General features: G+C 55.2%; 21 protein-coding genes. 3 read left to right on the top strand and 18 right to left on the bottom strand.

Features of this window, described 5'->3' with window-relative positions; translation table 11 throughout:
- Position 1: 1 nt before the first annotated feature.
- The 16 genes from dnaE to rpsB form a co-directional block, all read right to left on the bottom strand.
- The gene (gene dnaE, locus ACFOSS_RS15780) at positions 2–3487 is read right to left on the bottom strand and encodes a DNA polymerase III subunit alpha (RefSeq protein WP_377154403.1); all 3486 of its coding nucleotides are present in this window, start codon (positions 3485–3487) and stop codon (positions 2–4) included.
- 28 nt (positions 3488–3515) lie between these two features.
- Entirely contained in the window at positions 3516–4127 is a 612-nt protein-coding gene (rnhB, locus tag ACFOSS_RS15775; protein ID WP_377154401.1) for a ribonuclease HII, read from the bottom strand.
- The gene (lpxB, locus tag ACFOSS_RS15770; RefSeq protein WP_377154399.1) at positions 4124–5281 is read right to left on the bottom strand and encodes a lipid-A-disaccharide synthase; all 1158 of its coding nucleotides are present in this window, start codon (positions 5279–5281) and stop codon (positions 4124–4126) included. The genes rnhB and lpxB overlap by 4 nt, the downstream gene beginning before the upstream one ends.
- Positions 5281–6069: an acyl-ACP--UDP-N-acetylglucosamine O-acyltransferase gene (gene lpxA / locus ACFOSS_RS15765; protein ID WP_377154396.1), complete on the bottom strand. Its 789-nt coding sequence runs from the start codon at positions 6067–6069 to the stop codon at positions 5281–5283. The genes lpxB and lpxA overlap by 1 nt, the downstream gene beginning before the upstream one ends.
- Before the next feature lie 4 nt (positions 6070–6073).
- The gene (gene fabZ, locus ACFOSS_RS15760) at positions 6074–6535 is read right to left on the bottom strand and encodes a 3-hydroxyacyl-ACP dehydratase FabZ (protein ID WP_377154394.1); all 462 of its coding nucleotides are present in this window, start codon (positions 6533–6535) and stop codon (positions 6074–6076) included.
- Between the two features lie 19 nt (positions 6536–6554).
- Positions 6555–7583: a UDP-3-O-(3-hydroxymyristoyl)glucosamine N-acyltransferase gene (gene lpxD, locus ACFOSS_RS15755; protein WP_377154392.1), complete on the bottom strand. Its 1029-nt coding sequence runs from the start codon at positions 7581–7583 to the stop codon at positions 6555–6557.
- 3 nt (positions 7584–7586) lie between these two features.
- On the bottom strand, positions 7587–8102 hold the full coding sequence (locus ACFOSS_RS15750; protein ID WP_377154389.1) for an OmpH family outer membrane protein: 516 nt from the start codon (positions 8100–8102) through the stop codon (positions 7587–7589).
- A 32-nt stretch (positions 8103–8134) separates the two neighbouring features.
- Entirely contained in the window at positions 8135–10564 is a 2430-nt protein-coding gene (gene bamA / locus ACFOSS_RS15745) for an outer membrane protein assembly factor BamA (protein WP_377154386.1), read from the bottom strand.
- 32 nt (positions 10565–10596) lie between these two features.
- Complete coding sequence (gene rseP / locus ACFOSS_RS15740; protein WP_377154383.1) at positions 10597–11949, bottom strand: sigma E protease regulator RseP; 1353 nt, start codon at positions 11947–11949, stop codon at positions 10597–10599.
- Complete coding sequence (ispC, locus tag ACFOSS_RS15735) at positions 11949–13139, bottom strand: 1-deoxy-D-xylulose-5-phosphate reductoisomerase (protein ID WP_377154380.1); 1191 nt, start codon at positions 13137–13139, stop codon at positions 11949–11951. The genes rseP and ispC overlap by 1 nt, the downstream gene beginning before the upstream one ends.
- A gap of 10 nt (positions 13140–13149) precedes the next feature.
- Positions 13150–13998, bottom strand: a complete 849-nt coding sequence (locus tag ACFOSS_RS15730; protein WP_377154378.1) for a phosphatidate cytidylyltransferase — start codon at positions 13996–13998, stop codon at positions 13150–13152.
- Between the two features lie 14 nt (positions 13999–14012).
- The gene (gene uppS, locus ACFOSS_RS15725; RefSeq protein WP_377154376.1) at positions 14013–14783 is read right to left on the bottom strand and encodes a polyprenyl diphosphate synthase; all 771 of its coding nucleotides are present in this window, start codon (positions 14781–14783) and stop codon (positions 14013–14015) included.
- Positions 14784–14855: 72 nt separating this feature from the next.
- Positions 14856–15413 (bottom strand): ribosome recycling factor, encoded by a 558-nt coding sequence (gene frr / locus ACFOSS_RS15720; RefSeq protein WP_377154373.1) that lies wholly within the window; start codon positions 15411–15413, stop codon positions 14856–14858.
- 69 nt (positions 15414–15482) lie between these two features.
- Entirely contained in the window at positions 15483–16217 is a 735-nt protein-coding gene (pyrH, locus tag ACFOSS_RS15715) for a UMP kinase (RefSeq protein ID WP_377154371.1), read from the bottom strand.
- A gap of 76 nt (positions 16218–16293) precedes the next feature.
- Positions 16294–17172, bottom strand: coding sequence for a translation elongation factor Ts (gene tsf / locus ACFOSS_RS15710; protein ID WP_377154368.1), 879 nt, complete (start codon positions 17170–17172; stop codon positions 16294–16296).
- 118 nt (positions 17173–17290) lie between these two features.
- Positions 17291–18019 carry a 30S ribosomal protein S2 gene (rpsB, locus tag ACFOSS_RS15705; RefSeq protein WP_377154365.1) on the bottom strand — a complete coding sequence of 243 codons (729 nt, stop codon included), beginning with the start codon at positions 18017–18019 and terminating at the stop codon, positions 17291–17293.
- Between the two features lie 331 nt (positions 18020–18350).
- Here rpsB and map point away from each other — a divergent pair, with 331 nt between their 5' ends.
- The 3 genes from map to dapD are packed head-to-tail and all read left to right on the top strand — an operon-like array spanning position 18351 to position 22642.
- The gene (map, locus tag ACFOSS_RS15700; protein WP_377154363.1) at positions 18351–19136 is read left to right on the top strand and encodes a type I methionyl aminopeptidase; all 786 of its coding nucleotides are present in this window, start codon (positions 18351–18353) and stop codon (positions 19134–19136) included.
- A gap of 16 nt (positions 19137–19152) precedes the next feature.
- Positions 19153–21780 (top strand): bifunctional uridylyltransferase/uridylyl-removing protein GlnD, encoded by a 2628-nt coding sequence (glnD, locus tag ACFOSS_RS15695; protein ID WP_377154361.1) that lies wholly within the window; start codon positions 19153–19155, stop codon positions 21778–21780.
- A gap of 34 nt (positions 21781–21814) precedes the next feature.
- Positions 21815–22642 (top strand): 2,3,4,5-tetrahydropyridine-2,6-dicarboxylate N-succinyltransferase, encoded by an 828-nt coding sequence (gene dapD / locus ACFOSS_RS15690; protein ID WP_377154359.1) that lies wholly within the window; start codon positions 21815–21817, stop codon positions 22640–22642.
- Positions 22643–22911: 269 nt separating this feature from the next.
- Here the strand turns inward: dapD and ptsG are convergent, their stop codons facing one another.
- Positions 22912–24384, bottom strand: a complete 1473-nt coding sequence (ptsG, locus tag ACFOSS_RS15685) for a PTS glucose transporter subunit IIBC (protein WP_377154356.1) — start codon at positions 24382–24384, stop codon at positions 22912–22914.
- Between the two features lie 425 nt (positions 24385–24809).
- Positions 24810–25856 (bottom strand): MalM family protein, encoded by a 1047-nt coding sequence (locus tag ACFOSS_RS15680; protein ID WP_377154353.1) that lies wholly within the window; start codon positions 25854–25856, stop codon positions 24810–24812.
- Positions 25857–25890 lie beyond the last annotated feature (34 nt).

Here is a 25890-nt window from a genome sequence, read left to right as displayed (position 1 = left end):
GCTACTCAAAAATCAGGTCGACACTCTGCTTGCCCAACAGCATGCGGAGTTCGTCCAGTAGTTGATCGGTGGGCGTGACCCGCCATTCTGTACCCAGTTGTAAAGACGCCTGGACGCCGGTTTTGCGGTAGCATACCTGAACCGGACAAATACCGGCACGATGCGGTTGCATAATTTCAGCAAAACGCTGGAAAAAACGCCCATCTATCTGTTCATGGTGTAGCTGTAACCTAATACCACGCGCATAACGTGCCCGCGCGTCGGCAATCTCCATGACTTCACGGGCGGACATTTTAAGCCCACCGGAGAAGTCGTCAAAGCTGACCTGTCCGGTCACAACCAGGATCCGGTCCTTTTCCAGCAAGCTTTCATAGCGCTCTAGCGCCTCGCTGAACAGGGTGACATCCAGGCGGCCGGACTTGTCATCCAGCGTCAATATGCCCATCTTGTTGCCACGCTTGGTGATGAGCACGCGTGCCGCAATCACGAGACCGGCCACCGTCGTCACCTTGTCCCGCTCGGTGGCATGCACCTCGCTGAGCCGGCCGCTGACATAGTGTCGTAACTCGCCCAGATACTGGTTGATCGGATGCCCGGTCAGGTAGAGTCCGAGTGTCTCGCGTTCCCCCTCCAGCCATACCTTGTCTGGCCACTCGGGAACATCGGCAAAGCTCGGCGGCGGCAACACGGCATCGTCGCCACCAAACAGATCGCCGAACAGGTCATCCTGTCCCCGCGCCTGGTCTTTGGCTTTTTGCTCCGCGGCTTTCATCGCCTCTTCCAGGCTGGCCGCCAACGCCGCCCGGTGTGGCCCCAGACGGTCCAGGGCGCCGGCTTGAATCAACTTTTCCATCACCCGCTTGTTCAAGCGCTTGATGTCCACGCGATTACAGAAGTCAAACAGATCGCGGAACGGGCCGCCGGCGTTACGCGCCTCGATGATCGCCTCGATGGGCCCCTCACCTACGCCCTTTACCGCACCGATGCCATACACAATATGACCGCGTTCATTAACGGTAAATCGGTATTGCCCGGTGTTGACGTCCGGCGGGATGATCGTCAGCTTCATGTTCTGACACTCATCGACCAGCGTCACTATCTTGTCGGTGTTATCCATATCCGCCGTCATCACTGCCGCCATGAACTCGGCCGGATAGTGGGTTTTCAACCATAGCGTCTGATAGGACACCAGCGCATAGGCCGCCGAGTGCGATTTATTGAAGCCATAACCGGCGAATTTCTCCACCAGGTCGAAAATCTTCATCGCCAGCTCGCCATCCACGCCGTTGTTGATGGCGCCCTGCTCGAATGTCGCCCGCTGTTTGGCCATCTCCTCGGGTTTTTTCTTACCCATGGCCCGGCGCAGCATGTCCGCGCCCCCCAGCGTGTAGCCGGAGAGCGTCTGGGCGATCTGCATGACCTGTTCCTGGTACAGGATGATGCCGTAGGTTGGATCCAGGATCGGCTTCAGCGAGATGTGCTGCCAGGTGGAATCCGGGTAGGAGATCGCCTCACGGCCATGCTTACGGTCGATGAAGTTATCGACCATCCCGGACTGCAGCGGCCCCGGTCGAAACAGTGCCACCAGCGCGATCATGTCTTCGAAACAGTCGGGCTTCAGACGCTTGATCAGGTCCTTCATGCCTCGGGATTCCAACTGGAAAACCGCAGTGGTTTGGCAGGCCAGCAAGGTCTTGAACGAGGCGGTATCATCCAGCGGAATCGCCTCAATACGCACCGCCTCCTGGCCTGTCGCCTGCACACGCGGGTTGATCATCTCCAGAGCCCACTGGATGATGGTCAGCGTACGCAGTCCCAGGAAGTCGAATTTAACCAGACCGGCGTACTCGACATCGTTCTTGTCAAATTGCGTGACTGGATTGGCCCCTTCACTGTCGCAGTACAGCGGCGCGAAGTCGGTAATCTTGGTGGGCGCGATCACCACGCCCCCCGCATGCTTGCCGGCGTTGCGGGTCACCCCTTCCAATTTGCGCGCCATGTCAATCAGCGCCTTGACCTCTTCATCCTGCTCGTACAGCTCCGGCAGCTTGGGCTCAGCTTCAAAGGCCTTGGCCAGCGTCATGCCCGGATCCGGCGGCACCAGCTTGGAGATGCGATCACAGAAGCTGTAGGAGTGCCCCAGCACCCGGCCAACATCTCGGATCGCCGCCTTGGCTGCCATGGTACCGAAGGTGATAATCTGCGAAACCGCCTCACGGCCGTACATGTCGGCGACGTGTTCAATCACCTCATCGCGGCGATCCATGCAGAAGTCGACGTCAAAGTCCGGCATCGACACCCGTTCCGGGTTGAGGAAACGTTCGAACAGCAGATCGAATTCAAGAGGGTCAAGGTCGGTAATTTTCAACGCATAGGCTACCAGCGAGCCGGCACCGGAACCCCGCCCCGGTCCGACCGGAATATTGTTGTCCTTCGACCACTGGATAAACTCCATCACGATGAGGAAGTAGCCAGGGAAGCCCATCTGATTGATGACCTTCAGCTCGATATCCAGACGCTCATCGTATTCAGGGCGGCGCTCAGCGCGAACTGCCGGATCCGGAAACAGGAATGCCAGCCGCTCTTCCAAACCTTCGCGCGAACGCATCACGAGGTAATCCTCGGTGCTCATCTCGCCAGTCGGGAATTTAGGCAGAAAATACTCACCGAGCCGGACGGTGACATTACAACGCTTGGCGATCTCCACCGTATTGCTGATCGCCTCTGGCAGGTCGGCAAACAGCGCCACCATCTGTTCCTGTGATTTCAGGTATTGCTGCGGGCTGTAACGCTTCGGGCGCCGCGTGTCATCCAGCGTAAAACCGTCGTGGATGGCGACCCGAATCTCGTGGGCGTCGAAGTCTTCCTCATTGAGAAACACCACCTCATTGGTGGCCACCACGGGCAACTGCTGTTGCTGCGCCAGGTTGACAGCCATACGCAGATAGCTCTCTTCGTCCTGGCGCCCGGTGCGCAACAGCTCCAGGTAATAGCGATCGGCGAAATGCTGTTGATAGAACGCCACACAGCGCGCGACCATGGCTTCATTGCCCTTGAGCAGAAAACGGCCAACATCCCCTTCCCGCCCACCGGATAACAGAATCAGCCCCGCATTCAACTCGCCCAGCCAGTCGCGGTCGACCACAGGCCGCTCCTGAACATGTCCACGCAGATAGGCGCGGGAAATGAGCTGCACCAGGTTTTGTTGGCCGTCATTGTCCATCGCCAGCGCCGTCAGGCGGAACAACTCGTCCCCCAGCTCCTCGCTACACACCCAGAGATCGGCGCCGATCACGGGCTTGATACCCTTGCCGTGGGCATCGCCATAGAAGCGGACCAGACCACACTGGTTCATCTGGTCGGTCAGCGCCATCGCTGCCATACCATGTTCCGCCGCACGCCCGACCAAGGGTTTGACCTTCTGCAGGCCATCAACCATCGAGAAATCAGAATGCACTCGCAGGTGAACGAAACGTGGCTCGGCCATGTCTGGCTCCAGTCAGTGGGCGTGAAAATCAGGAGGATTCGCCAAGGCCCAGGGCCTCGCGAACCGGACGAAAACTGCGTCTATGATACTCGGTCACGCCAAATTGTTGCAGGCGAGCCAAATGTTCGGCCGTAGGATAGCCCTTATGGCGGGCAAAGCCGTAATCGGGGAAGCGGGCATCCAGCTCGGCCATCTCGCGGTCGCGGGTGACCTTGGCCAGAATCGACGCAGCACTGATCTCTGCCACCAGCGCATCCCCTTTGACCACGGCCAGCGCTGGCAGGCCAAAATCCGGCGTGCGGTTGCCATCGACCAGTACCCAGCCGGGAGCAAGGCTTAACCCGGCCACGGCGCGCTGCATCGCCAGCAGGGTGGCATGCAGGATATTCAGCGTATCAATTTCGGCAGGGGAACAACGGCCGATCGCATACGCCAGTGCCTTGTCGAGAATCTCGTCATACAAACTCAAACGACGCTTTTCCGAGAGTTTTTTGGAATCCGCCAGCCCGGCGATGGGCCGGGCCGGGTCGAGAATGACGGCAGCGGTAACGACATCCCCCACCAGAGGGCCTCGTCCCACCTCATCCACACCGGCTACGCGGATTCGTGTGACATCGCATGGATAGACAAACGAACTCATCGATCAGACACCAATTCTAGGACCGCCTCGGCGGCCTGCTTGTCCGCATTACAGCGGATCAGTTGATGCAAGCGCGTAAATTCCGCCAGCAGCTCGGTGTTATCGCCGGTAAGCAGCGGCAGCAGCGCGTCGGCCAGTTGGGTTGCCGTGCAGTCGTCCTGAATCAACTCAGGAACCAAATGCCGGCCAGCCAGCAGATTGGGTAGCGCAAAGGTGCGAATAGTGACCAGGCGCTCGGCCAACCAGTAAGTAAATGGTTTGACGCGATAGGCGACGACCATAGGCCGCTTGACCAGCATGGCCTCCAAGGTAGCAGTGCCTGATGCGAGCAAAATGGCTGATGAAGCCGCCATCGCATCTCGAGCCTGACCATCAAACAAGGTTATTGGCAGGTCGGGAGCGACCGTCGCCAATATAGCCTCAAACTGAGCCCGACGCCGTGCATTGACCAGCGGAACTATGTAGCGTAAGGCCGGGTCGGTCGCTTGCAGAAGGCGGCAAGTCTCAAGAAACACCGGAGCCAGCATCTCGATCTCGGCCTGGCGACTTCCAGGCAAGACCGCCAGATAGCGCTGTGCTGAGTCCAGCCCCAAACGCTGACACGCAGCCTGGCGATCGCTGATCAACGGAATGGCGTCAGCCATGGTGTGGCCCACAAAGCGACAAGGCGCCTGATACTGGTCGTAGAATGCTTTTTCAAAGGGTAGAAAGGCGAGCACCAGATCGGTCGCCGCCTTGATCTTGTGAATACGCGACTGACGCCATGCCCAGACTGACGGGCTGACATAATGCACGGTGCGGATACCGGAACGCTTAAGCTTCGCCTCGACACCCAGGTTGAAATCCGGTGCATCAACGCCAATGTATAAATCCGGTGGATCCTGACGTAAATGACGTATCAACTGGCGGCGTACCGCCAGCAGGCGTGGCAGACGGCCCAGGACTTCAACCAGTCCCATCACCGCCAGCTCTTCCATCTCGAACAGGCTGGTGATCCCTTCGGCTTGCATCTGCGGACCGGCAATGCCGATGAACTGCACGTCTGGTCGCAACGCCTTCAGCTCACGCATCAGACCGGCAGCAAGAATGTCGCCGGAGACTTCTCCGGCGACAATGGCAACGCGCAGTGGGCGTGGTGACAGCGCAGCGTGCATCAACGAACTATGCCGCGCTCGTTTTGCTTGAGGAAGTCCACAAAAGGCACTACTGCCGCTTCCTGACTAGCCAGTTGCTCCAGCTCCACCAGCGCCTCTTCGACTGTCAGACTTTGGCGGTAGAGGATCTTGTAGGCTTTCTTGACGGCCGAGATGGCTTCTGGCGTAAAGCCACGGCGCTTCAGACCTTCGCTATTCACACCAAATGGCTTGGCATAATGACCTGCCGCCATCACATACGGCGGAACATCCTTGTTCAGTGCCGCCATACCCGCGACAAAGGCATGGGAACCGACACGACCGAACTGGTGAATCGCCGACAAGCCGCCGAAGATGACCCAGTCACCGATATGAACATGACCTGCCAGCGTGGCATTGTTGGCCAGAATGCAATCATCACCGATGATGCAGTCATGAGCGACATGCACATTCACCATCAGCAGATTACGGCTGCCGACCTTGGTCAGCGCCTGATCCTGGACAGTACCACGGTGCAATGTGCAGTGCTCGCGAATGACATTGTTATCGCCAATTTCGAGGGACGTGCGCTCACCTTTGTACTTTTTGTCCTGGCAGTCTTCGCCAATTGAACAGAAAGAGTAAATCTTGTTTCCCTGCCCGATGCGGGTGGGGCCCTTCATCACGACATGGGAACCCACCGTGGTTCCCTCGCCGATCTCCACTTCGGCTCCAACCACCGTCCAGGGGCCAATTTCTACATTGGCACCGATCACCGCATCGGCATGGATAATGGCAGTTTCATGAATCACAGCGCTTGGATGAATCACAATATCAGCTCTCGCGTTTGGCACACATCAGCTCGGCAGTACAAACCACCTCACCATCGACAGAAGCAACGCCGGTAAACTTGGCAATTCCACGACGCTCTTTTAGAAACTCGACGTCCAGCACCAGTTGATCTCCCGGCACTACAGGACGTTTGAAGCGAGCATTGTCGATGGCCGCAAAATAATACAATTCATTGGGGCCCGGTTTGCCCACCATCCGGAACGCCAGAATACCAGTGGCTTGAGCCATTGCTTCGAGAATCAGCACACCTGGCAACACCGGCTTCTGCGGGAAATGGCCCTGAAAGAACGGCTCGTTGAAAGAGACGTTCTTGATGCCGCGCAGAACCTTGCGCTCTTCGCTGATTTCATAGTTGACCACACGATCTACCAGCAAAAATGGGTAGCGATGTGGCAGCAGATCCAGAATCTCCTGGATATCGAGTTGGTTAAGTTCGTTGCTCAAACCTGTATCCTTAAATTACTTATTGTTCGCGCTCTTGCAGCAATCGCTCGAGCTTGGCCAGGCGTTTGTGCATATCGTCGATATGCATCACGCGGGCTGCTACCTTGCGCCACTCCTTATTGCTCTGGGCTGGGATGCCAGAGGAGTAGAGGCCTGGTTCCGTAATGGATCGCATCACCATCGCCATACCGGTGATAGTGACCTGGTCACATACCTGGATGTGCCCATTAAAGACAGATGCGCCGCCAATGATACAGTATTTGCCGATTTTGGTGCTACCAGCCATCACTGTGGCCCCCGCAATCGCGGTGCCGTATCCGATTTCGACGTTATGCGCTATCTGGCACTGATTATCGATAATCACATTATCGGCAATCAGGGTGTCATCAATGGCACCACGATCAATCGTGGTCGAGGCACCGATCTCGACTCGGTTTCCGATCGATACCCCACCCAGTTGCGGAATTTTAACCCATTCGCCACGCTGGTTTGCATAACCAAAGCCATCTGAACCGATCACCGCACCGGACTGCACGAGGCAATCAGTACCCATACGAACATTATGGTATAGGGTGACATTAGCCCATAACCGACTGCGATCGCCGATGCGGCTCGCTTTGCCGACAAAGCAACCCGCCCCGATCACGACACCGTCACCCAGCACCACGCCCGACTCGATGACGCTATTGGCGCCGATCGCGACGTTCTGGCCCAGTACGACATCGTCGGCCACCACGGCTGACGGGTGAATTCCGGCACTAGCCGGAGCCGGCGTAGTATCCAGCAACTGGGCTGTACGCGCAAAACCAACGTAGGGATCCGCCACCACCAGTGCATTGGTACGGCAAGCCGCCAGATCTGCAGCCTTGACCAGCACGGCACTGGCACCTGTCGTCTCAAGGAATGTCCGGTATTTGCTATCAGACAGGAAACTGATCTCTCCTGGCTGTGCCGTTTCCAGATTGGCAACCCGCGAGACTTCTACATTGGCATCGCCATGCAACTCCGCGCCCAATTGCGCGGCCAGTTGTCCTAATGTCACCACCATTGATTACTTACTCTTGCTAACTTGCTGAATGATCTGGGAAGAGATATCCAGCTTGTCGCTACCAAATACAACGGCATTACCATTGATAACCAGATCGTAGCCCTGAGACTTGGCAACGCTATCGATGGCATCCTGAATTTTGTCCAGCACCTTCTTCTGCTCTTCGCCATAACGACGACGTTGATCCTCTTGCAGCGCCTGCCCCTTCAGATTGAAGTCAGCCTGCATCTCGGCCAGTTTACGCTGCATCTTGGTCCGCTCGTCCGCGCTCATGAAGGCTTCGTCCTTCTTTAGCTTGGCGGCCAAGGCTTCACCTTCGCTCTCCAGACGCTTCATTTCACTGATACGTGACGCAAACTCAGACTTGAGTTTGTCTTCGATCGCCTTGGCTTGCGGGATCTCGTGCATGATGCGCGGCACGTTAATCACAGCGATCTTGGTCTCGGCAGCAGCAGAAACAGAGAAACCGGTTGCCATCAGACCCAGTGCCAGCGTGGCAGCTTGAAAAACCTTATTCAATTTGAACTCCTTAACCTAAAACCCATTACTTATCAGAACGTACGACCGATGTTGAAGTTGAACACTTCGGTCTTATCACCGGGTTGTTCCTTGATCGGTTTGGCAAACGAAACTGCCAGAGGGCCGAGTGGCGACAACCATTGCAACGCTACCCCGACAGATGACCGGTACTTGGCCGGATCGGAGTAATCGTAAAATTTGTCACAGGATGAACTGCAACTTGCGTAATCACTGGGGTTGAATGTCGTATCCCAGACATTACCGATATCGAAGAATATCGATGTCCGCAGCTGGTTACGATAAGTCTCCGAGGCAAACGGTGTCGGTACGATAAATTCGAAGCTGGCCACCGCCATGGCATTGCCACCCACAGATTGATCGGTTGCCGTGACCGTATCGTTACCCTGGTAGTTATACAGATACAAAGCCTTGGGACCGACGGTATTACTACGGAAGCCACGCAGCCATTCGCTACCACCGGCATAGTAGTTTTCAAAGAACGGCAGTACCTGGTTGTAACCGTCCACTTCGCCATAGCCAGCACCATATGCCAGCTTCATTCGACCGAGGAGGACCCAGCTATGTTCCTTATCCAGCGGATAATAGTGGCTATCGTCGAAACTCACCTTATAGAACTGCAGATCCGATCCTGGAACCGTAACCTTGCCGGTCAACTGCTGACGATTGCCCTCGGTGGCGAACATGCCCTTATTCAGGTCATTACGAATCCAGCTGGTAGTGAAGTCGTATTTGTTGAATACCACCCGCCCTTGACTATCGCGGTTTCCGGCATAGATCTCCCAGAACTTGCGGATTTGGGCATAGGCCTGCAACTGCGAGAGTTTGTTGTTTTCGTAACCGACACCAAACTCGAGACGGTTAATCTCATTGAAGGGATAACCGAACGTGGCTCGGGCACCAATGGTCTCGTTGTTGTAATCGACGAGGTTGGCATTACCCGCTTCAAACTGGGTGTAATACACCCGGCCACCCAAGCTGACGCCATCCAGCGTGAAGTAGGGATCGGTGTAACTGACATCAAAGGTCTTGCTGTAATCGTTCATGTTGAACGTAAATGCACCCTTGTTGCCGGAGCCGAGGAAGTTGTCCTGCGACAGACCAAACTGGAAGCTGACGCCGGAGGAGGTTCCATAGCCGACGCCACCGGTAATAGAGCCCGCGGCCTGTTCTTTAACTTTGACATCCAGATCGACCTGATCTTCACTGCCCGGCAGACGCCGAGGCTGAATCTCAACGGTTTCGAAGAAGCCTAGCCGGTTCAGACGCGTTTTCGAACTCTCTACCTGCTCATTCGACAGCCAGGTGCCTTCCATTTGGCGCATTTCACGACGCAACACCTCGTCACGCGTTTGCTGGTTGCCTTGCACCGTGATATTGCGAACATAAATACGTGGGCCGGGAGCCACATTGATATTCAGCACCACCTCTTTTTTCTGATCATCGATCGACGGGTAGGTCGTGACCTGCGGATAGGCATAGCCGAATTTACCCAGATACTTGGAGATACTCTCTTCTGCGTTCGTCACATTGGCCGCCGAATAGAGCTCGCCCGGGGCAATCGCGACCAGCTTTTTCATATCCGCATCACGGCCCAGCAGATCACCCTTCAGGTTGACGCCTGCGACCTTGTACTGCTCGCCTTCACTGACATTAATCGTAATGTAGAGGCCCTTACGATCTGGCGTCATTTCAACCTGTGTAGAGTCGACCTTAAAACGCAGATAACCGCGATTCATGTAGTAAGAGCGCAGCGTTTCGAGGTCACCGGCCAGCTTTTGTTTCTGGTATTTCTTGTCAGCGACCACGTTCCACCACGGTACATCATCACGCAGCGAGAGCTGGGCGATCAACCGCTCCTCATTGAATACCTTGTTGCCGACAATGTTGATCTGCTGAATTTTGGCCGAGACACCTTCGATGAAATTGAGCTTCAGGTCGACACGATTACGCGGCAACGGCGTAACAATTGCCTGGACCTTGGCTGAATACTTGCCGACGCCATAGTAGAAATCTTCAAGATTCTTCTCGAGCGAGCGGAGCACGGTCCGATCCAGCGGCTCGCCGACACGGACACCGGAAGCCTCAATAGACTCTTTCAGTTGCTCTTCTTTGATATCCTTGTTGCCGACGAATTCGATATTACTGATCGTCGGACGCTCGCGAACCGTGACAACCAGAGCATCGCCGTCGCGAGTCAACTGGATATCCTCAAAGTTCCCAGAGGAATAGAGCTTCTTGATGGCGTTGGCCACAGCATTGCCGTCAACGGTGTCTCCGACGCGAACAGGCAAATTCAGGAGAGCCGCACCCAGGGTGACCCGCTGCAGCCCTTCGACACGGATATCTTTGACGACGAAGCCGTCAGTGACGGGTTCCGCCCCGTTGGCCACCAGGCTAACGCTCAGAAGGCATGAGGCGACAAGCGCTTTTCTTACTGCCATGTTGTTCTCGTATGTCCTAGTTGCAATGCCTCTTAGAGGCGCACAAAGTCATTAAACAGCGCAATTCCCATCAAACAGACCAGAACAGCTGCGCCAAATTTGAATGCATATTCCTGAAAACGCTCCGGTACCGGCTTACCTCGGATGGCCTCGGCCACAAAGAACATCAGGTGGCCGCCATCGAGCACGGGCAACGGAAACAGGTTGATAATGCCCAGATTAATACTGACCAACCCTAAAAATCCGAGGAAGTATACCAGACCAAAACTGGCTGTGCTTCCTGCCCCTTTCGCAATTGAGATCGGACCGCTCAGATTGTCCAGCGAAACGACCCCCGTGAACAGCTTGCTAACCATGTCCAAGGTTAGCCCCATGACATCCACGGTTTTCTTGACCGCCATGCTGACAGCTTCAAGCGGGCCATACTGCAACTCGATGCGATAACGATCGTCCAGCGGCTTGACGCGAGGCGCCAGCCCGACGTAACCGACGACCTTATCGCCGGCATCCCGCGAGGCCGGGGTCAAATCCGTCTGTTGCAACTGCCCGGCACGCCGGTAGACCAAGTGCAGAGTGACATCAGGCGATAACTGCACCTGCGTCACGAACTGCTGCCAGGTTTTAAGCTCAATGCCATCCAGCGAAACGAGTTCATCATCGACCATCAAACCAGCCTGCTCGGCACTGCCCTTCGGTACCAGTTGACCGACTTGCAGCAACACTTCCGGCATCACAGGCTCGATGCCCAGCCCGATAAAGGGCGCCTGTTCTTCCTTGCCGTTCAGGGTCCAGCCATGCAACTGCAATCGCTTCTGTTCCGGTTGCTCGCCGGCGGCCTGGACGGTAATGGTCACATCAGGCTTGCCAATCTGCCGTACCAGTTGGTAGGTCACCCCTTCCCAATCCAGCGTCTGCTGTCCATCCACAGCGACAATTTCCATGCCATCAAGCAAGCCCGATTGTGCCGCCAAACTGCCGGGCTGGACAGTGCCAATCACAGGTTTCACACTCGGCACTCCGAGCAGAAACATCAACCAGAACACCAGAAGAGCAAACACGAAGTTCGCGCAGGGGCCAGCTGCAACAATGGCAAACCGGCGCCAAACTGACTGCGTATTGAACGCTTGATGGCGACGCGCTTCCGGCACGCTTTCTACGCGCTCATCCAGCATCTTCACATAGCCGCCAAGCGGAATCAGCGACAGCGAAAAGTCGGTACCATGGCGATCTCGCCAGCTGAAGAGCACCTTGCCAAAGCCCAAAGAAAAGCGTTGTACGAATACACCGCAGCGTCTTGCCACCCAGAAATGGCCCCACTCATGGACCGCAATCAGAATCGCCAACGCCACCACAAAGGACAGCAGGTTCCAGACAATGGCTGTCATCAGATCTCCTGTAAATATCGCAATGCAAGACGTCGAGCCTCGCTATCGAGTTCCAGAATAGTATCCAGATCCGGTGTCGAACGTGAAGACAATTGCTCAACAACCCGATAACAGAGCTGGTGAATGTCGGTAAATCTTATCCGTTCATCGAGGAAGGCCGCTACCGCCAGCTCATTGGCCGCATTCAGCGCCGTCGTCGCCGCTTGGCCGGCCCAGCAGGCATCGATGGCCAACTTCAGGCATGGGTATCGTTGGTAATCGGGCTGCAGGAATGTCAGTTCGCCCTGGCTGAAGAAATCCAGCGCCTCGACACCCGACGCTATCCGCTGTGGATAGGCCAGCGCATGTGCAATCGGTGTGCGCATATCGGGACGGCCCATTTGTGCCAGAACCGACCCATCTTGATATTGCACCATCGAATGAATCACGGATTGCGGATGAATAATGACCTGTATCTGACTGTCTGCGGCATTGAACAGCCATTTGGCCTCAATGAATTCCAGCCCTTTGTTCATCATGGTGGCCGAGTCGACAGATATTTTACGCCCCATGCTCCAGTTTGGATGAGCAATGGCCTGCGCCGGTGTGACGGAGGAGAGCATATCGAGCGGGCTGAAGCGGAAAGGGCCCCCCGAACCGGTCAGCAGTATCTTGTGTATCCCGGCCGCAGCCAGATCACAATGCCCTAACTCGGCTTGTACGGACTCAGGAAGACACTGAAAAATGGCATTATGTTCGCTATCAACAGGTAGAATGCAGGCACCATGCTCGCGAGCAGCCTGCATGAACAGCGCCCCCGACATCACCAGCGACTCCTTGTTCGCCAGCAAGACTCGCTTTCCCGCCTTGATCGCGGCCATCGACGGCAGCAGGCCAGCAGCGCCGACGATAGCCGCCATCACGGTGTCGACCTCATGCAGACGAGCCACTTCGCACACGGCTTGCGGGCCACTGAGTACATCAATCGCGACGTTATGCTCGGCTAATGCCAGGCGTAAACTGACTGCTGCCTCTTCCTGAACCAGAACGGCATAACGCGGCTGGAACTCCAGGCAATCTGCCAGCATACGCTCGGCATCCGAATGTGCAGCCAGGGCAACCACCTGAATATGCTCCCGGTGCCGACGGACAACATCCAGAGTGCTGCGACCAATTGAGCCGGTCGCCCCCAGAATAGTCAGATGCATCATGATGAGACCCTTAGCTCAGCAGCAGATAGCTGATAACAAATACCGGCAAGGCTGCGGTCAGGCTGTCGATCCGGTCTAGTACGCCGCCATGCCCCGGCAACAAGGAACCGGAATCCTTGAGACCCGCTTCTCGCTTGAACAGGCTTTCAGCCAGATCCCCAAGTACCGAGGCCAGCACCGCCAATACCGCACTGACAATAACAGCCAGACGATTCTCGTCCGCAGTCAAGAATCCGTATGCGGTGATCGCCGCAACGGCAGTGGCGAGTACCAGCCCACCCAGCAACCCCTCTATGGTCTTCTTCGGGCTCACGGCAGGCATCAGCTTGTGCCGACCCAATGCCCGCCCGCAGAAATAAGCGCCGGAATCGGCACACCAGACCAACAACATCACGAAAAACAGCGCCCAACCGCCATACTGGGTGTCTTGCGCATATTGGTAACTTCGAAGCAGCAGCATAGCCCAGAAGAAGGGCAGCAGAGTCAGCAAACCGAATCCAGCTTTCAACCAGCGGCTCGTACGCCAACAGCTGGCGCTCCTGGGATAACGGACCACCATCCACACAGCAAACAGCCACCAGAGGGCACCGGCTACCAGTATGCCCTCCACCCAGACAGGAATGGACATGGATAGTAAATGCGACGTTGGCGCCAGGAACAGCGTCACCGCCAGAACGCCACCCATTGGCAACGCTAACCAGGAGGGCTGTTCTGGCCAAACGAAACGCCCCCACTCCCGGCTGGCCAACAGGCAGATCAGAACCGCACCCAAAGTGAAATAATCAAACGGCAGAAAAAACATCCAGCCCACGGCCAGCGGGATCAGGATCAAGGCAGTTAGCAGGCGTTGTTTGAGCAAATGAACCTCGATAGTCAGTCCGATTGCGCCAACAGCGCACGGATTTGTTCACCAGTACAACCAAAACGACGCTCCCGGCTAGCAAAAGAGGCAATGGCATCACTAAACGCCACCTCATCAAAATCGGGCCAGAGCACAGAGGTAAAATAGAGTTCGGCATACGCCATTTGCCACAACAGAAAATTACTGATGCGGTGGTCACCGCCGGTACGGATCAACAAGTCGACATCCGGCTGTCCGGCAGTAGTCAGCTGGCCGCAGATCATCTCCTCGTCCAGTTGCTCTGGAACAAGAAGCCCCTGCTGAACATCCTTGGCGAGCCGTTGCATCGCCTGCAGCAGATCCCAGCGGCCACCATAGTTGGCAGCGACATTCAATACCAAACCGGTATTGTCGGCCGTCATCGCTTCGGCGTCGGCTACTTTTTTCTGCAAGCGCTCACTGAAACGACTCCGTTCCCCAATGACACGCAAACGGATATTGCTCTTATGCAATTTTTTGACTTCAGACCCCAGCACATGGATAAACAACTCCATCAGGGCCGAAACTTCAGATTCCGGACGGCGCCAGTTCTCACTGGAAAAGGCAAACAAAGTCAGCGCTTCGATACCAAGACGTGACGCAAACGAAACCGCATCACGAACTGCCTGCACACCTGCCTTGTGACCGAAGACGCGCATCTTTCCCCGCTGCTGTGCCCAGCGGCCATTGCCATCCATGATGATGGCGACATGTCGGGGCAGACCCTGATTCGGCAATTCGGCAAGGGGGGGGGCTAGCGACATGCATCACTCCTGTAAATAGAAAAGCGCCGTGCAGCAAGCCGCACGGCGCCGGTACTATACCTGATGTGACAATCAGATTTCCATCAGCTCTTTTTCCTTCGCCGCCAACAGATCATCGACCTGCTTGACGAAAGTATCCGTCAGCTTCTGGATCTCTTCCTGAGCACGACGGTCGTCATCCTCGGAGATGTCCTTGTCCTTCAGCAACGCCTTCAGATCCGCGTTGCAATCGCGGCGCACGTTTCGTACGGCAACCCGGGATTGCTCGGCTTCAGCCCGCACCAGCTTGATAAGATCTTTGCGGCGCTCTTCGGTCAACGGCGGCAACGGCACACGAATAGTGGCGCCGGCAGATGACGGATTCAGCCCCAGATCCGACGTCATGATTGCTTTCTCAACCGCCTGAATCATGGAACGATCAAAGACGGTAACAGCCAGAGTGCGCGCGTCTTCTGCGGTCACGTTCGCCACCTGGCGCAGCGGCGTCGCTGAACCGTAATATTCTACCGTGATACCATCCAGCAGGGCTGGTTGAGCACGACCAGTACGAATCTTTGACATCTGGCTCTTCAGCGCCTCGATGCTCTTGCTCATGCGCTCTTTGGCGTCTTGCTTAATCTCGTTGATCACCTTGTCATCCTTCTTCGCTCTTGGGTGGCGAGCCAAATAGTAGCGTCGCCCTCCTGACATGTGAATGCGTTACTTGTTCTTGTGATGAATCAGAGTACCTTCCTGCTCGCCCATGATAACGCGACGCAGGGCACCAGGCTTGTTCATATTGAATACACGGATCGGCAAATTGTGATCGCGAGCCAGCGTGAAAGCCGCCAGGTCCATAACCTTCAGTTCTTTATCCAGGACATCACTGTAATCGAGCTCGGTATAGAGTTCGGCATCCGGGTTCTTCACCGGGTCATCTGAATAAACACCGTCAACCTTCGTCGCCTTGAGTACACAATCGGCTTCGATTTCAATCCCGCGCAGGCAAGCCGCGGAATCAGTGGTGAAGAACGGGTTACCGGTACCAGCCGCGAAAATCACGACTTTACCGGCACGCAATTGGCTGATCCCTTCTGCCCAGCTGTAGGAATCACAGATCCCCTGCAGGCTGATCGCAGACATCAGGCGCGCATTCACATAGGCACGATGCAGGGCATCCCGCATGGCCAGACCATTCATCACGGTGGCCAGCATACCCATGTGATCACCCACCACACGGTTCATGCCGGCCTTGGCCAGTCCTGCACCGCGGAACAGGTTACCTCCGCCGATGACCAGACCGACTTGTACGCCAAGCTCTACCAGCTCTTTGATCTCCTGTGCCATGCGATCCAGCACAGCCGGGTCGATGCCGAAGCCTTCATCACCTTGCAAAGCCTCACCACTGAGTTTCAGCAGAATTCGTCTGTAAGCAGCTTTAGGATTGGTACTCATCTTTTCTTCCTGGTCATAGAAAGACCGCGACATAGGTCGCGGTCTGGATTGGCGCCGGGTTTATCTTAACCCAGTATCAGTTCTTCATGGCAGCAATTTGCGCCTGAACTTCGGCGGCGAAATCAGTTTCCTGCTTCTCGATACCTTCACCTACTTCGTAGCGAACGAACTCGAGAACATCGGCACCTTCCTTCTTCAGCAGGTCGGCAACCAGAACTGACGGATCCTTGACGAACGGCTGACCGGTCAGAGAGATTTCGCCAGTGAACTTCTTCATGCGGCCTTCAACCATCTTCTCGGCGATGTCTTTCGGCTTGCCTGAGTTAATGGCGATTTCAACCTGGATCTCACGTTCCTTGGCCACCACTTCGGCAGAAACGTCTTCCGGCTTGACGAATTGCGGGTTGTTAGCCGCAACGTGCATGGCCAGATCCTTTGCCAGCTCGGCGTTACCGCCTTGCAGCTTGGTGATAACACCAATGCGGCCACTGTGAATGTAGGTACCCAGGTTCTCGCCTTCGACGACGATGATGCGACGCAGGTTCATGTTTTCGCCAATCTTGGCGATCATGTTGTTCAGCGTGACTTCAACGCTTTCGCCGTTTTCGTACTCGGCAGCCTTCAGATCTTCCAGCGTGGTGATCTTGTTAGCAATAGCCAGACCAACCACCTTGTCACCAAATGCACGGAAACCGACATCCTTGGCAACAAAGTCAGTTTCACAGTTCAGTTCGATCATCACTGCGGTGTTGCCTTCGGCACGTGCCAGAATCACACCTTCAGCAGCGATACGGCCAGCCTTCTTGGCAGCCTTGGCTTGACCTGACTTACGCATGTTCTCAATGGCCAGCTCGATATCACCATTGGCTTCAGTCAGGGCCTTTTTGCAATCCATCATGCCCGCGCCGGTACGTTCGCGCAGTTCTTTAACCAGAGCGGCGGAAATGTTTGACATGTCCTCTATCCTCGGTCCGAGTGTTTTGTATAAAAAAACAGGGGTCTCATTGGACCCCTGCTAACCAATTACAACGGGTTAATAAGGGTAAATCGAACAGCGAACTGTCCCTTCCTTATTAGTTGGCTTCAACGAAACCGTCTTGCTCGGCCTGAACGGTGATGTCCAGTTCACGAGCGGCATTGACAGCGCTGGCAACCGCAGACAGGTACAGTTGTACCGCGCGGATAGCGTCGTCGTTACCCGGGATGATGTAGTCAACGCCGTCCGGGTTGGAGTTGGTATCAACGATAGACACAACCGGGATACCCAGGTTGTTGGCTTCCTTGATGGCAATGTGCTCGTGTTCGGCATCGACGACGAACAGAACATCCGGCAGGCCGCCCATGTCCTTGATACCGCCCAGGCTCTTCTCCAGCTTTTCCATTTCGCGAGTGCGCATCAGCGCTTCTTTCTTGGTCAGCTTTTCGAAGGTACCGTCTTGGGCTTGGGTTTCCAGATCTTTCAGACGCTTGATGGACTGACGAACGGTCTTCCAGTTGGTCAGCATGCCGCCCAGCCAGCGATGGTTCACGTAGAACTGATCGCAGCTGCTTGCAGCTTCCTTAACGGCTTCAGAGGCAGCACGCTTGGTGCCAACGAACAGGATCTTGCCCTTCTTGGAAGCGATGTTACCAACGAAGTTCAGAGCATCATCAAACATAGGAACAGTCTTTTCCAGGTTGATGATGTGAACGCCGTTGCGAGCACCGAAGATGAACGGCTTCATCTTGGGGTTCCAGAAACGGGTTTGGTGACCGAAGTGAACGCCGGCTTGCAGCATGTCGCGCATTGAAACTTTTGCCATTTTAAACCTCTGCTTGGGGTTAGGCCTCCACACATCCCGCAAGTCCGACCCATACAGGCACCCCGGAGCGCGTGTCGATGTGTGTGTGTTATTTAAAGGATTAAGGTGAATTGAGCATGACAGAGCATGACTCGGCGCGCTTTATATCACAAAGCGGCCTCCGGCGCCACCTCAGAACAGGGCGCTAAACCATAGAATCCTGGTTTTTGATCCGGATCAGCAAACTGGAACTAAACCGGCCAAGTCGGTACACTTTAAGCTTCGTCTCATTCCTGTTTATCGGCTGTCTTCTCCTCGTGGCGACGACAGCATAATCCATCGAGAGCAAGCCATGTCCGTCGTTCTGAAAACAGCAGAAGAAATCGAGAAGATGCGTGTTGCCGGCCGCCTTGCAGCCGACGTCCTGGAGATGATCGCCCCCCACGTCAAGGCGGGCGTGACCACCGAAGAACTTAACCAGCGCTGCCATGAGTTCATCGTCAACGAACAGCAGGCAATTCCTGCCCCGTTGAATTATCACGGTTTTCCCAAGTCGATCTGCACTTCAGTCAACGAAGTGGTCTGCCACGGCATCCCCAATCACAAAAAATTGCGCGACGGTGACATCATCAACATCGATATCACAGTGATTAAAGATGGCTATCACGGCGATACTTCCCAGATGTTCATTGTTGGAGCGACGACACCCCGCAATCGCAAGTTGTGCGAGGTGGCTCAAGAGAGCCTGTATGCCGCCATTCGTAAAGTTCGCCCGGGAGCCTGCCTGAGCGAAATTGGTGCCACCATTCAGCCGCTCGTCGAACAAGCCGGCTTTTCAGTGGTACGTGATTATTGTGGTCATGGCATCGGCAAGGGCTTCCATGAGGAACCGCAGGTACTGCATTACCGCAACAGCCAGAAGCTGATCCTCAAGCCAGGTATGTGCTTCACCATTGAGCCGATGGTGAATGCGGGGACCTGGCGTTGCAAGGTCGACCGCAAGGATGGCTGGACAGTGACCACCCAGGACAAGCAGCCCTCTGCCCAATACGAGCATATGCTGCTGGTCACCGAAACAGGATGCGAAGTGCTGACACTACGCCACGACGAAACGCTGGAACGTCATATTCACGGATAATGCCAATGGAGCCCGCATGGAACAGCACGGCACCCTGACCTCTTTTCTTCCCACGGATGGGCTGGACATCAATGGCGGGCGCGAAGCGATGGCCCGTTTCCAGGAGTGGTTGCGCGAACAGTTTCTGGCCGGACAACCGGTCGGGGAACTGGTTGCCAGCCGCTCCAGTTTTATCGATCAATTGCTGATTTTGGGTTGGGAGCAGTTTGGCCTGAATCAGCATCCACAACTGGCCTTGGTGGCGGTAGGTGGCTACGGCCGCGGCGAGCTACACCCTCATTCGGATATTGATATCCTGATCCTTAGCCACACAACGCTGCCCGCTGCACTAGGGGAAACCATCGGCGAATACCTGACGTTGTTGTGGGATCTCCGTCTGGAGGTGGGACATGCCGTCCGCTCTGTACAGGAGTGCATAGAGCAAGGGCGCGCTGACATTACCATTGCCACCAACCTGATCGAGAGCCGACTGATTACGGGTTCGGTGCAGACGTTTGCCGATCTGAATCATGCCATCCAACCAGAGCGTTTTTGGCCCAGTGCCGACTTCTTCCGTGCCAAACGCGATGAACAGGTAGCCCGTCACCAACAGTACAAAGACACCGTCTATCTCCTCGAACCCGATCTGAAAAGCAACCCTGGCGGATTACGCGATATCCAGACCTTAGCCTGGGTGGCTCGGCGCCAGTTTGGCGCCACGACCCTGTATGAGATGACGAGTTACGGTTTTTTGAGTCGCAGTGAATACCTCGAACTGCTCGACTGCCAGAATTTCCTGTGGCGGTTGCGCTTTGCCCTGCACATAGCCATCGGTAAAAACGACAACCGCATGCTATTTGATCGACAGCGTGCGGTTGCCGAGTTGTTGGGCTACCCCGGGCAGGGCAACGCGCCGATTGAACAGATGATGAAGCGTTTCTATCAGACGGTGCGACGCATCGCCGAGTTGAATCGCATGTTATTGCAGCTGTTTGATGAAGCCATCCTCGGCAATCAGAGCACGGAAACACTGCTGCTGGATGAACATTTCCTCCTCAGAGGTAACCGGATTGATACCCGCGAGGCAGAACTGTTTCTGCGTTCGCCGGTCTTGATGCTGACCATGTTTATCCAGATCGCCGACCACCCCGAGATTACCGGCATTGCTGCCGGTTGCCTGCGTCAGTTGCGCGAGGCCCGCCGAACCCTGATTTATTCGCTGCAGGAGCTGCCCGAATGCCGGCAGCAATTCATGGCGCTGATCCGCCACCCCAACGGCATGGGATTGCCAATCACCCTGATGCACGAGCACGGCATCCTGGCCGCTTACCTGCCACAATGGAATCAGATTGTCGGTCAGATGCAGTTCGACATGTTCCATGCCTATACGGTCGATGAGCACACCCACCGCCTGTTAAAGAATATCTATCGCTTCCTGTTGCCAACAAACGAGCGAGAACAACCCCTCTTCCGTGAAGTTCACAAACGCCTGCCCAAGGCGGAGTTGCTGCTGCTAGCCGCGCTGTTTCACGACATCGCCAAGGGACGCGGCGGCGATCATTCCGAACTGGGGGCCAGTGAAGCGCTTTATTTCTGCCAACTGCATGGTCTTGACCGTTACGACAGCCGTCTGGTCGCCTGGCTGGTACGCCAGCATCTATTGTTCTCCGTTACCGCACAACGGCGCGATATTTATGATCCGGATGTGGTCAACGACTTTGCCGAAAAAGTTCGTGATGAACAGCATCTGGATTATCTCTACTGTTTGACCGTCGCCGATATCTGCGCCACCAACGACAATTTGTGGAATGACTGGAAAGGCACGCTGTTGCGCGAGTTGTACTTCGCGACGCAAAAGGCACTGCGTCTTGGCCTGGAAAATCCGCCTGATTTGAAATTGAAGATCCGCGAGAACCAACGCAAGGCCCAGGAGATCCTGGCCGCGAACGCCCAACCAGAGCACGCCATTGACACGCTGTGGCAAAACTTCAAGGCGGACTATTTCCTGCGCCACACGCCAGAGCAGATCGCCTGGCATACCCAGCATATTCTGCATCACGACAAGAGCGAACCTCTAGTGCTCTTCGGCCAGCACGCTGCACGTGGAGGCAGTGAACTGTTCATCTATTGTCGGGACATGTCGAATCTGTTTGCCACAGTCGCGGCCATCCTCAGCCACAAGGGGCTGAACATTCACGACGCGCAAATCATGACCTCAAAGGATGGCTATGTCATGGATACGTTTGTCGTGCTGGAGCCCAATGGCGATCCTGTCGATGCCGAGCGCTTGCCGTCGCTGCGCAAAGGACTGACCATTGCCCTGAACAACCCGGCGATGCCGCTACCCAAGCCGCGGCCGCTGTCACGGCGCCATCGCCAGTTTTCCGTTCCGACCCGAATCACCTTTTTGCCAAACAAGGGCGATCGCAAACATACCTTAATCGAGCTAACCGCGTTGGATAGGCCAGGTCTGCTGGCACGTATCGGCGCGGTATTCCAGCAATGCGACCTGACAGTGCATGCCGCCAAGATCACAACCATCGGCGAGCGCGTTGAAGACTTCTTCTCGCTGAGCCGGCCGCAAGGTGCACCGTTGAGCGATATCGATGAACACCAACTAGAAGAAAAATTAGTCGCCGAGTTAAACCCCGACGATGATATGTGATAAAAAGGATTCCGTTTTTTGAAGGGAGACAATCATGACTGAGTTACAACGCCTCATTGAAGAGGCTTATGAGCGCCGCGAGGCCATTACCCCGGTTTCTGTGGACGCCCTGACCCGTCAGGCTATCGAGCAAACCATTGAAATGCTGGATGCAGGCCAACTGCGCGTGGCCGAGAAGCTTGCTGGCGAGTGGGTAGTGCACCAGTGGGTCAAGAAAGCCGTGCTGCTCTATTTCCGCATCAATGAAAATCAGCAACTGGCCGCGCCTGGTACCAACTTCTATGACAAGGTCCCGCTGAAATTTGCCGACTACACCCCGGAACGCTTCAAGCAAGAAGCCATCCGTGTTGTCCCGAATGCCATCGTGCGTAAAGGTGCCTACATCTCCCGCAATGCCGTTTTAATGCCTTCCTATGTCAACATCGGTGGTTATGTCGGTGAAGGTACCATGGTTGACACCTGGGTGACCGTCGGCTCCTGCGCGCAAATCGGCGCCAATGTCCACCTGTCCGGTGGCGTCGGCATCGGCGGCGTACTCGAACCGCTGCAGGCCAATCCGACCATCATCGAAGACAACTGCTTCATTGGCGCGCGCTCTGAAGTGGTTGAAGGTGTGATCGTCGAAGAAGGTTCTGTCATCTCCATGGGCGTCTTCATCGGTCAATCAACCCGGATTTATGATCGTGAAACCGGTGAAATTCACTATGGCCGTGTCCCTGCCGGCTCAGTGGTTGTTTCCGGCTCACTGCCATCCAAGTGCGGTAAGTACAGCTTGTACTGCGCCGTCATCGTCAAGAAGGTTGACGCCAAGACCCGCGCCAAGGTCGGTATCAACGCCCTGCTGCGCAGCATCGACGACTAGTTCGCCAGCCGACACTCGCGGCGCTAGCACAACAAAAAAACCTCCCTTGCGGGAGGTTTTTTTATGCTCGTTCGGGGCAGCAGTGACTCACGACTCTACGGTAATGGCCCTCACCGCACAGGCGGGAGTCCAAGCTGCTTGAGCACCACTCGGCTCGCCTCGGTCACAGCGGATGAGATCACCCTCCCCTGTTCGCCTCGGCAAGACGTGCGGCAGCAAAACAAAAGGGAGGCCGCAGCCTCCCTTCTTTTTATCAGTGAAACAGGGGATTAGTGACCCTTGATCCACTGATCCATATCGGTTTTCAGGTTGTCAGACTTGGTACCGAAGATAGCCTGCACACCAGAGCCGGCGACAACAACGCCCGCGGCACCCAGTTGCTTCAGCTTGGCTTGGTCAACCTTGGCAACATCCTTGACGCCAACGCGCAGACGGGTGATGCACGCGTCCAGAGAAGAGATGTTGTCCTTACCACCGAAGGCGCCAACCAGTTGCTCGGCCATGTAATGCTCAGCCATGTCAGCAACAGTTTCTTCAGCCACTTCGTCTTCACGGCCCGGGGTCTTCAGATCCATGGCGGCGATCACTACGCGGAACACGGTGTAGTAGATTGCGGCATAGCACAGACCGACAACCGGGAACAGCCAGAACTTGTGAGAGTTAGCTGACAGCACGACGAAGTCGATCAGACCGTGGGAGAAGGAGGTACCATGTACCATGCCCAGCATGTTGGTTACAACGAAGGCAGAACCAGCCAGCAGTGCGTGGATTGCGTACAGAACCGGAGCAACGAACAGGAAGGAGAATTCGATCGGTTCGGTGATACCAGTCAGGAAGGAGGTCAGGGCCGCAGAGACCATGATACCACCAACCTTGGCGCGGTTTTCCGGCTTGGCAGCGTGCCACATAGCGATGGCAGCAGCAGGCAGACCGTACATCTTGAACATGTAACCACCAGCCAGCTGACCGAAGTAGCTGTTATCTGCAGTACGTGAAGCTTCAGTAGCAGATTGGTAGCAGGTCAGGATGCCGTGCAGTTCTTGACCAGCGGCATTGACGCAATCACCAGCTTGGAAGAAGAACGGTACGTTCCAGATGTGGTGCAGACCGAACGGAATCAGCGCACGTTCTACGATACCGTAGATACCGAACGCCAGTTCCGGGTTTTGATAAGCAGCCCAGTTAGAGAACGCCTGGATGGCAGCGCCAACCGGCGGCCATACGAAGGCCATTACAACACCGGCCAGGATAGCGGCAAAACCGGTGATGATCGGCACAAAGCGCTTGCCCGCGAAGAAGCCGAGGTAGTCCGGCAACTGGATGCGGAAGAAGCGGTTGAACATGTAGGCAGCGATACCACCGGCGACGATACCACCGAGCACGCCTACTTCAGACACCTTGGCGACTTGTGCAGCATAGTCGGCTGCAGCCGGGTCCAGACCCGCAACAACCGGAGCAACAACAGTCAGAGTCTTAGTCAGGATGGCGTAACCAACGGTTGCGGCCAGAGCGGAAACACCATCGTTATTGGTGAAGCCCAAGGCCACACCGATAGCGAAGATCAGGGCCATGTTGCCGAAAACGGCACCACCGGCTTGTTCCATGATTTGAGAAACGATGGCTGGCAGCCAGCTGAACTTGGCAGCACCGACGCCGAGCAGGATACCTGCAACCGGCAGTACGGAGACTGGCAGCATCAGCGACTTACCTACTTTTTGCAGGTTTGCAAATGCATTTTTCATAGAGTGAGCTCCTGGGAGTTTGCGTCCTTGAGTTAGTATTGTAATACACCGGACATGCACCAAAGCGCAGGTCTTATGGTTATAGCCTTTCGGATGTATTCAACGAGTGTAAATATAACTGTCGGAGCGAAATGGAGAAGGCGGGATATCTGAAAACAGAATGGGGATCACAAGATTTTTTCTGTAAAAACAGTTCGTTACAAAGCAGATATAATAAGACACAAATAGTCTATTCTATTTGCATTTGCCAGGACGTATCTAAAAGAATAGAAATGTAGCAATTGAAAATCGAAGTGTAATTATATTATTCACAACGTAACAAAACGTAACCTGAATAAATTTGTGACACGTAACGCTTAATTATTTTTACCACGAATAGAAAAAAAATAAACCCCGCAAGCGGGGTTTATTCGACTCTTTTTCGCTTATTTTTGCGAACGTTTGATCGCATTGACCAAGGTGGCCTTGGCCGTAGCAGAACCCGCACGCTCCGCTTCGGTCGCCAACTGCATCGCCTTCTCGATATCACCGCCTGAGACAGCCTTCTCGATGAGCTGATTATACAGTTGTTCCGTTTCAGCCAGCATGGTGCCGCCGGCCGCCATGCCGGTTGGCGCAGGAGTCGCAGGCATCACAGTGGCAGCGGCAGGAGTCTGAACGGCAGTACTGCTGGCCACCACAGCCGTTGCAGCAGGCGCAGCAACGACCAGCTTGTTCGGTGCCGGATCAACCTTTGGAACCATCGCATCGACCGTATCCTGATAAGCCGGCTTGTAGATATTCGCCTCACCACTATTACCGGACAAATCCTCGACCTCAACCTTGACCAGACCCCAAGCTGAATGTGGAATTTCAGGGTCCTTGATGCCCGGATCGACAACGGCCAGCGATTTCGCCATCAACTTGGAGGGGTGAGTGATCGTCGTCGTGTCATTCAAGCCGTTTTCTGGTGTATAGACCACCATATAGGTTTCATTGTTCGGGTTGCCGGCCATGGTTCTGTCGATGGTGAAGACGCCTTGCAACTGATCACCATCCAGCAATTGGGCTGGGACATACTTGAATATCTTGTCGTCGATGATCCGCGTAACACGGAATTGAGCATCCAGCATGACGACGCGAGGCACAAATACGGTCTTGTCGATTTGTGCGGACAGGGTAATTCTCAAGTCACCGCTATTTTGCGGTAACTGGTAGGCCGCAAAGAAACTGCGTCCTTCCGTGAAGTTAAAAACCGGGGATGAAGCGCCGATACTGACCAGTTGCTTGTATACACCCGGCAACGGGGTATAGGTTAAATGCGTGAAATCCTGGCAGCAAATGGAAGCTTGGGCGAGTTGAGAGGCAGCCGCTTCGCGATTATCCAGTACATTCTTGTATTCACTGGTTGGAACAATGACATCTTCCAGCGTCGAGCAGGCGGAGGCAGAGAGCGCCAGCAGCAAAACAGTTGTCAGTCGAGTCACTTTCATGTGTTTACTAACCCCTAAAAAAAATGCCCCCGTT

This window comes from Pseudaeromonas sharmana, from assembly GCF_042649925.1.
In the GTDB taxonomy this organism is placed as follows: domain Bacteria; phylum Pseudomonadota; class Gammaproteobacteria; order Enterobacterales; family Aeromonadaceae; genus Pseudaeromonas; species Pseudaeromonas sharmana.
This window is presented reverse-complemented; position numbering and strand designations above follow the sequence as displayed.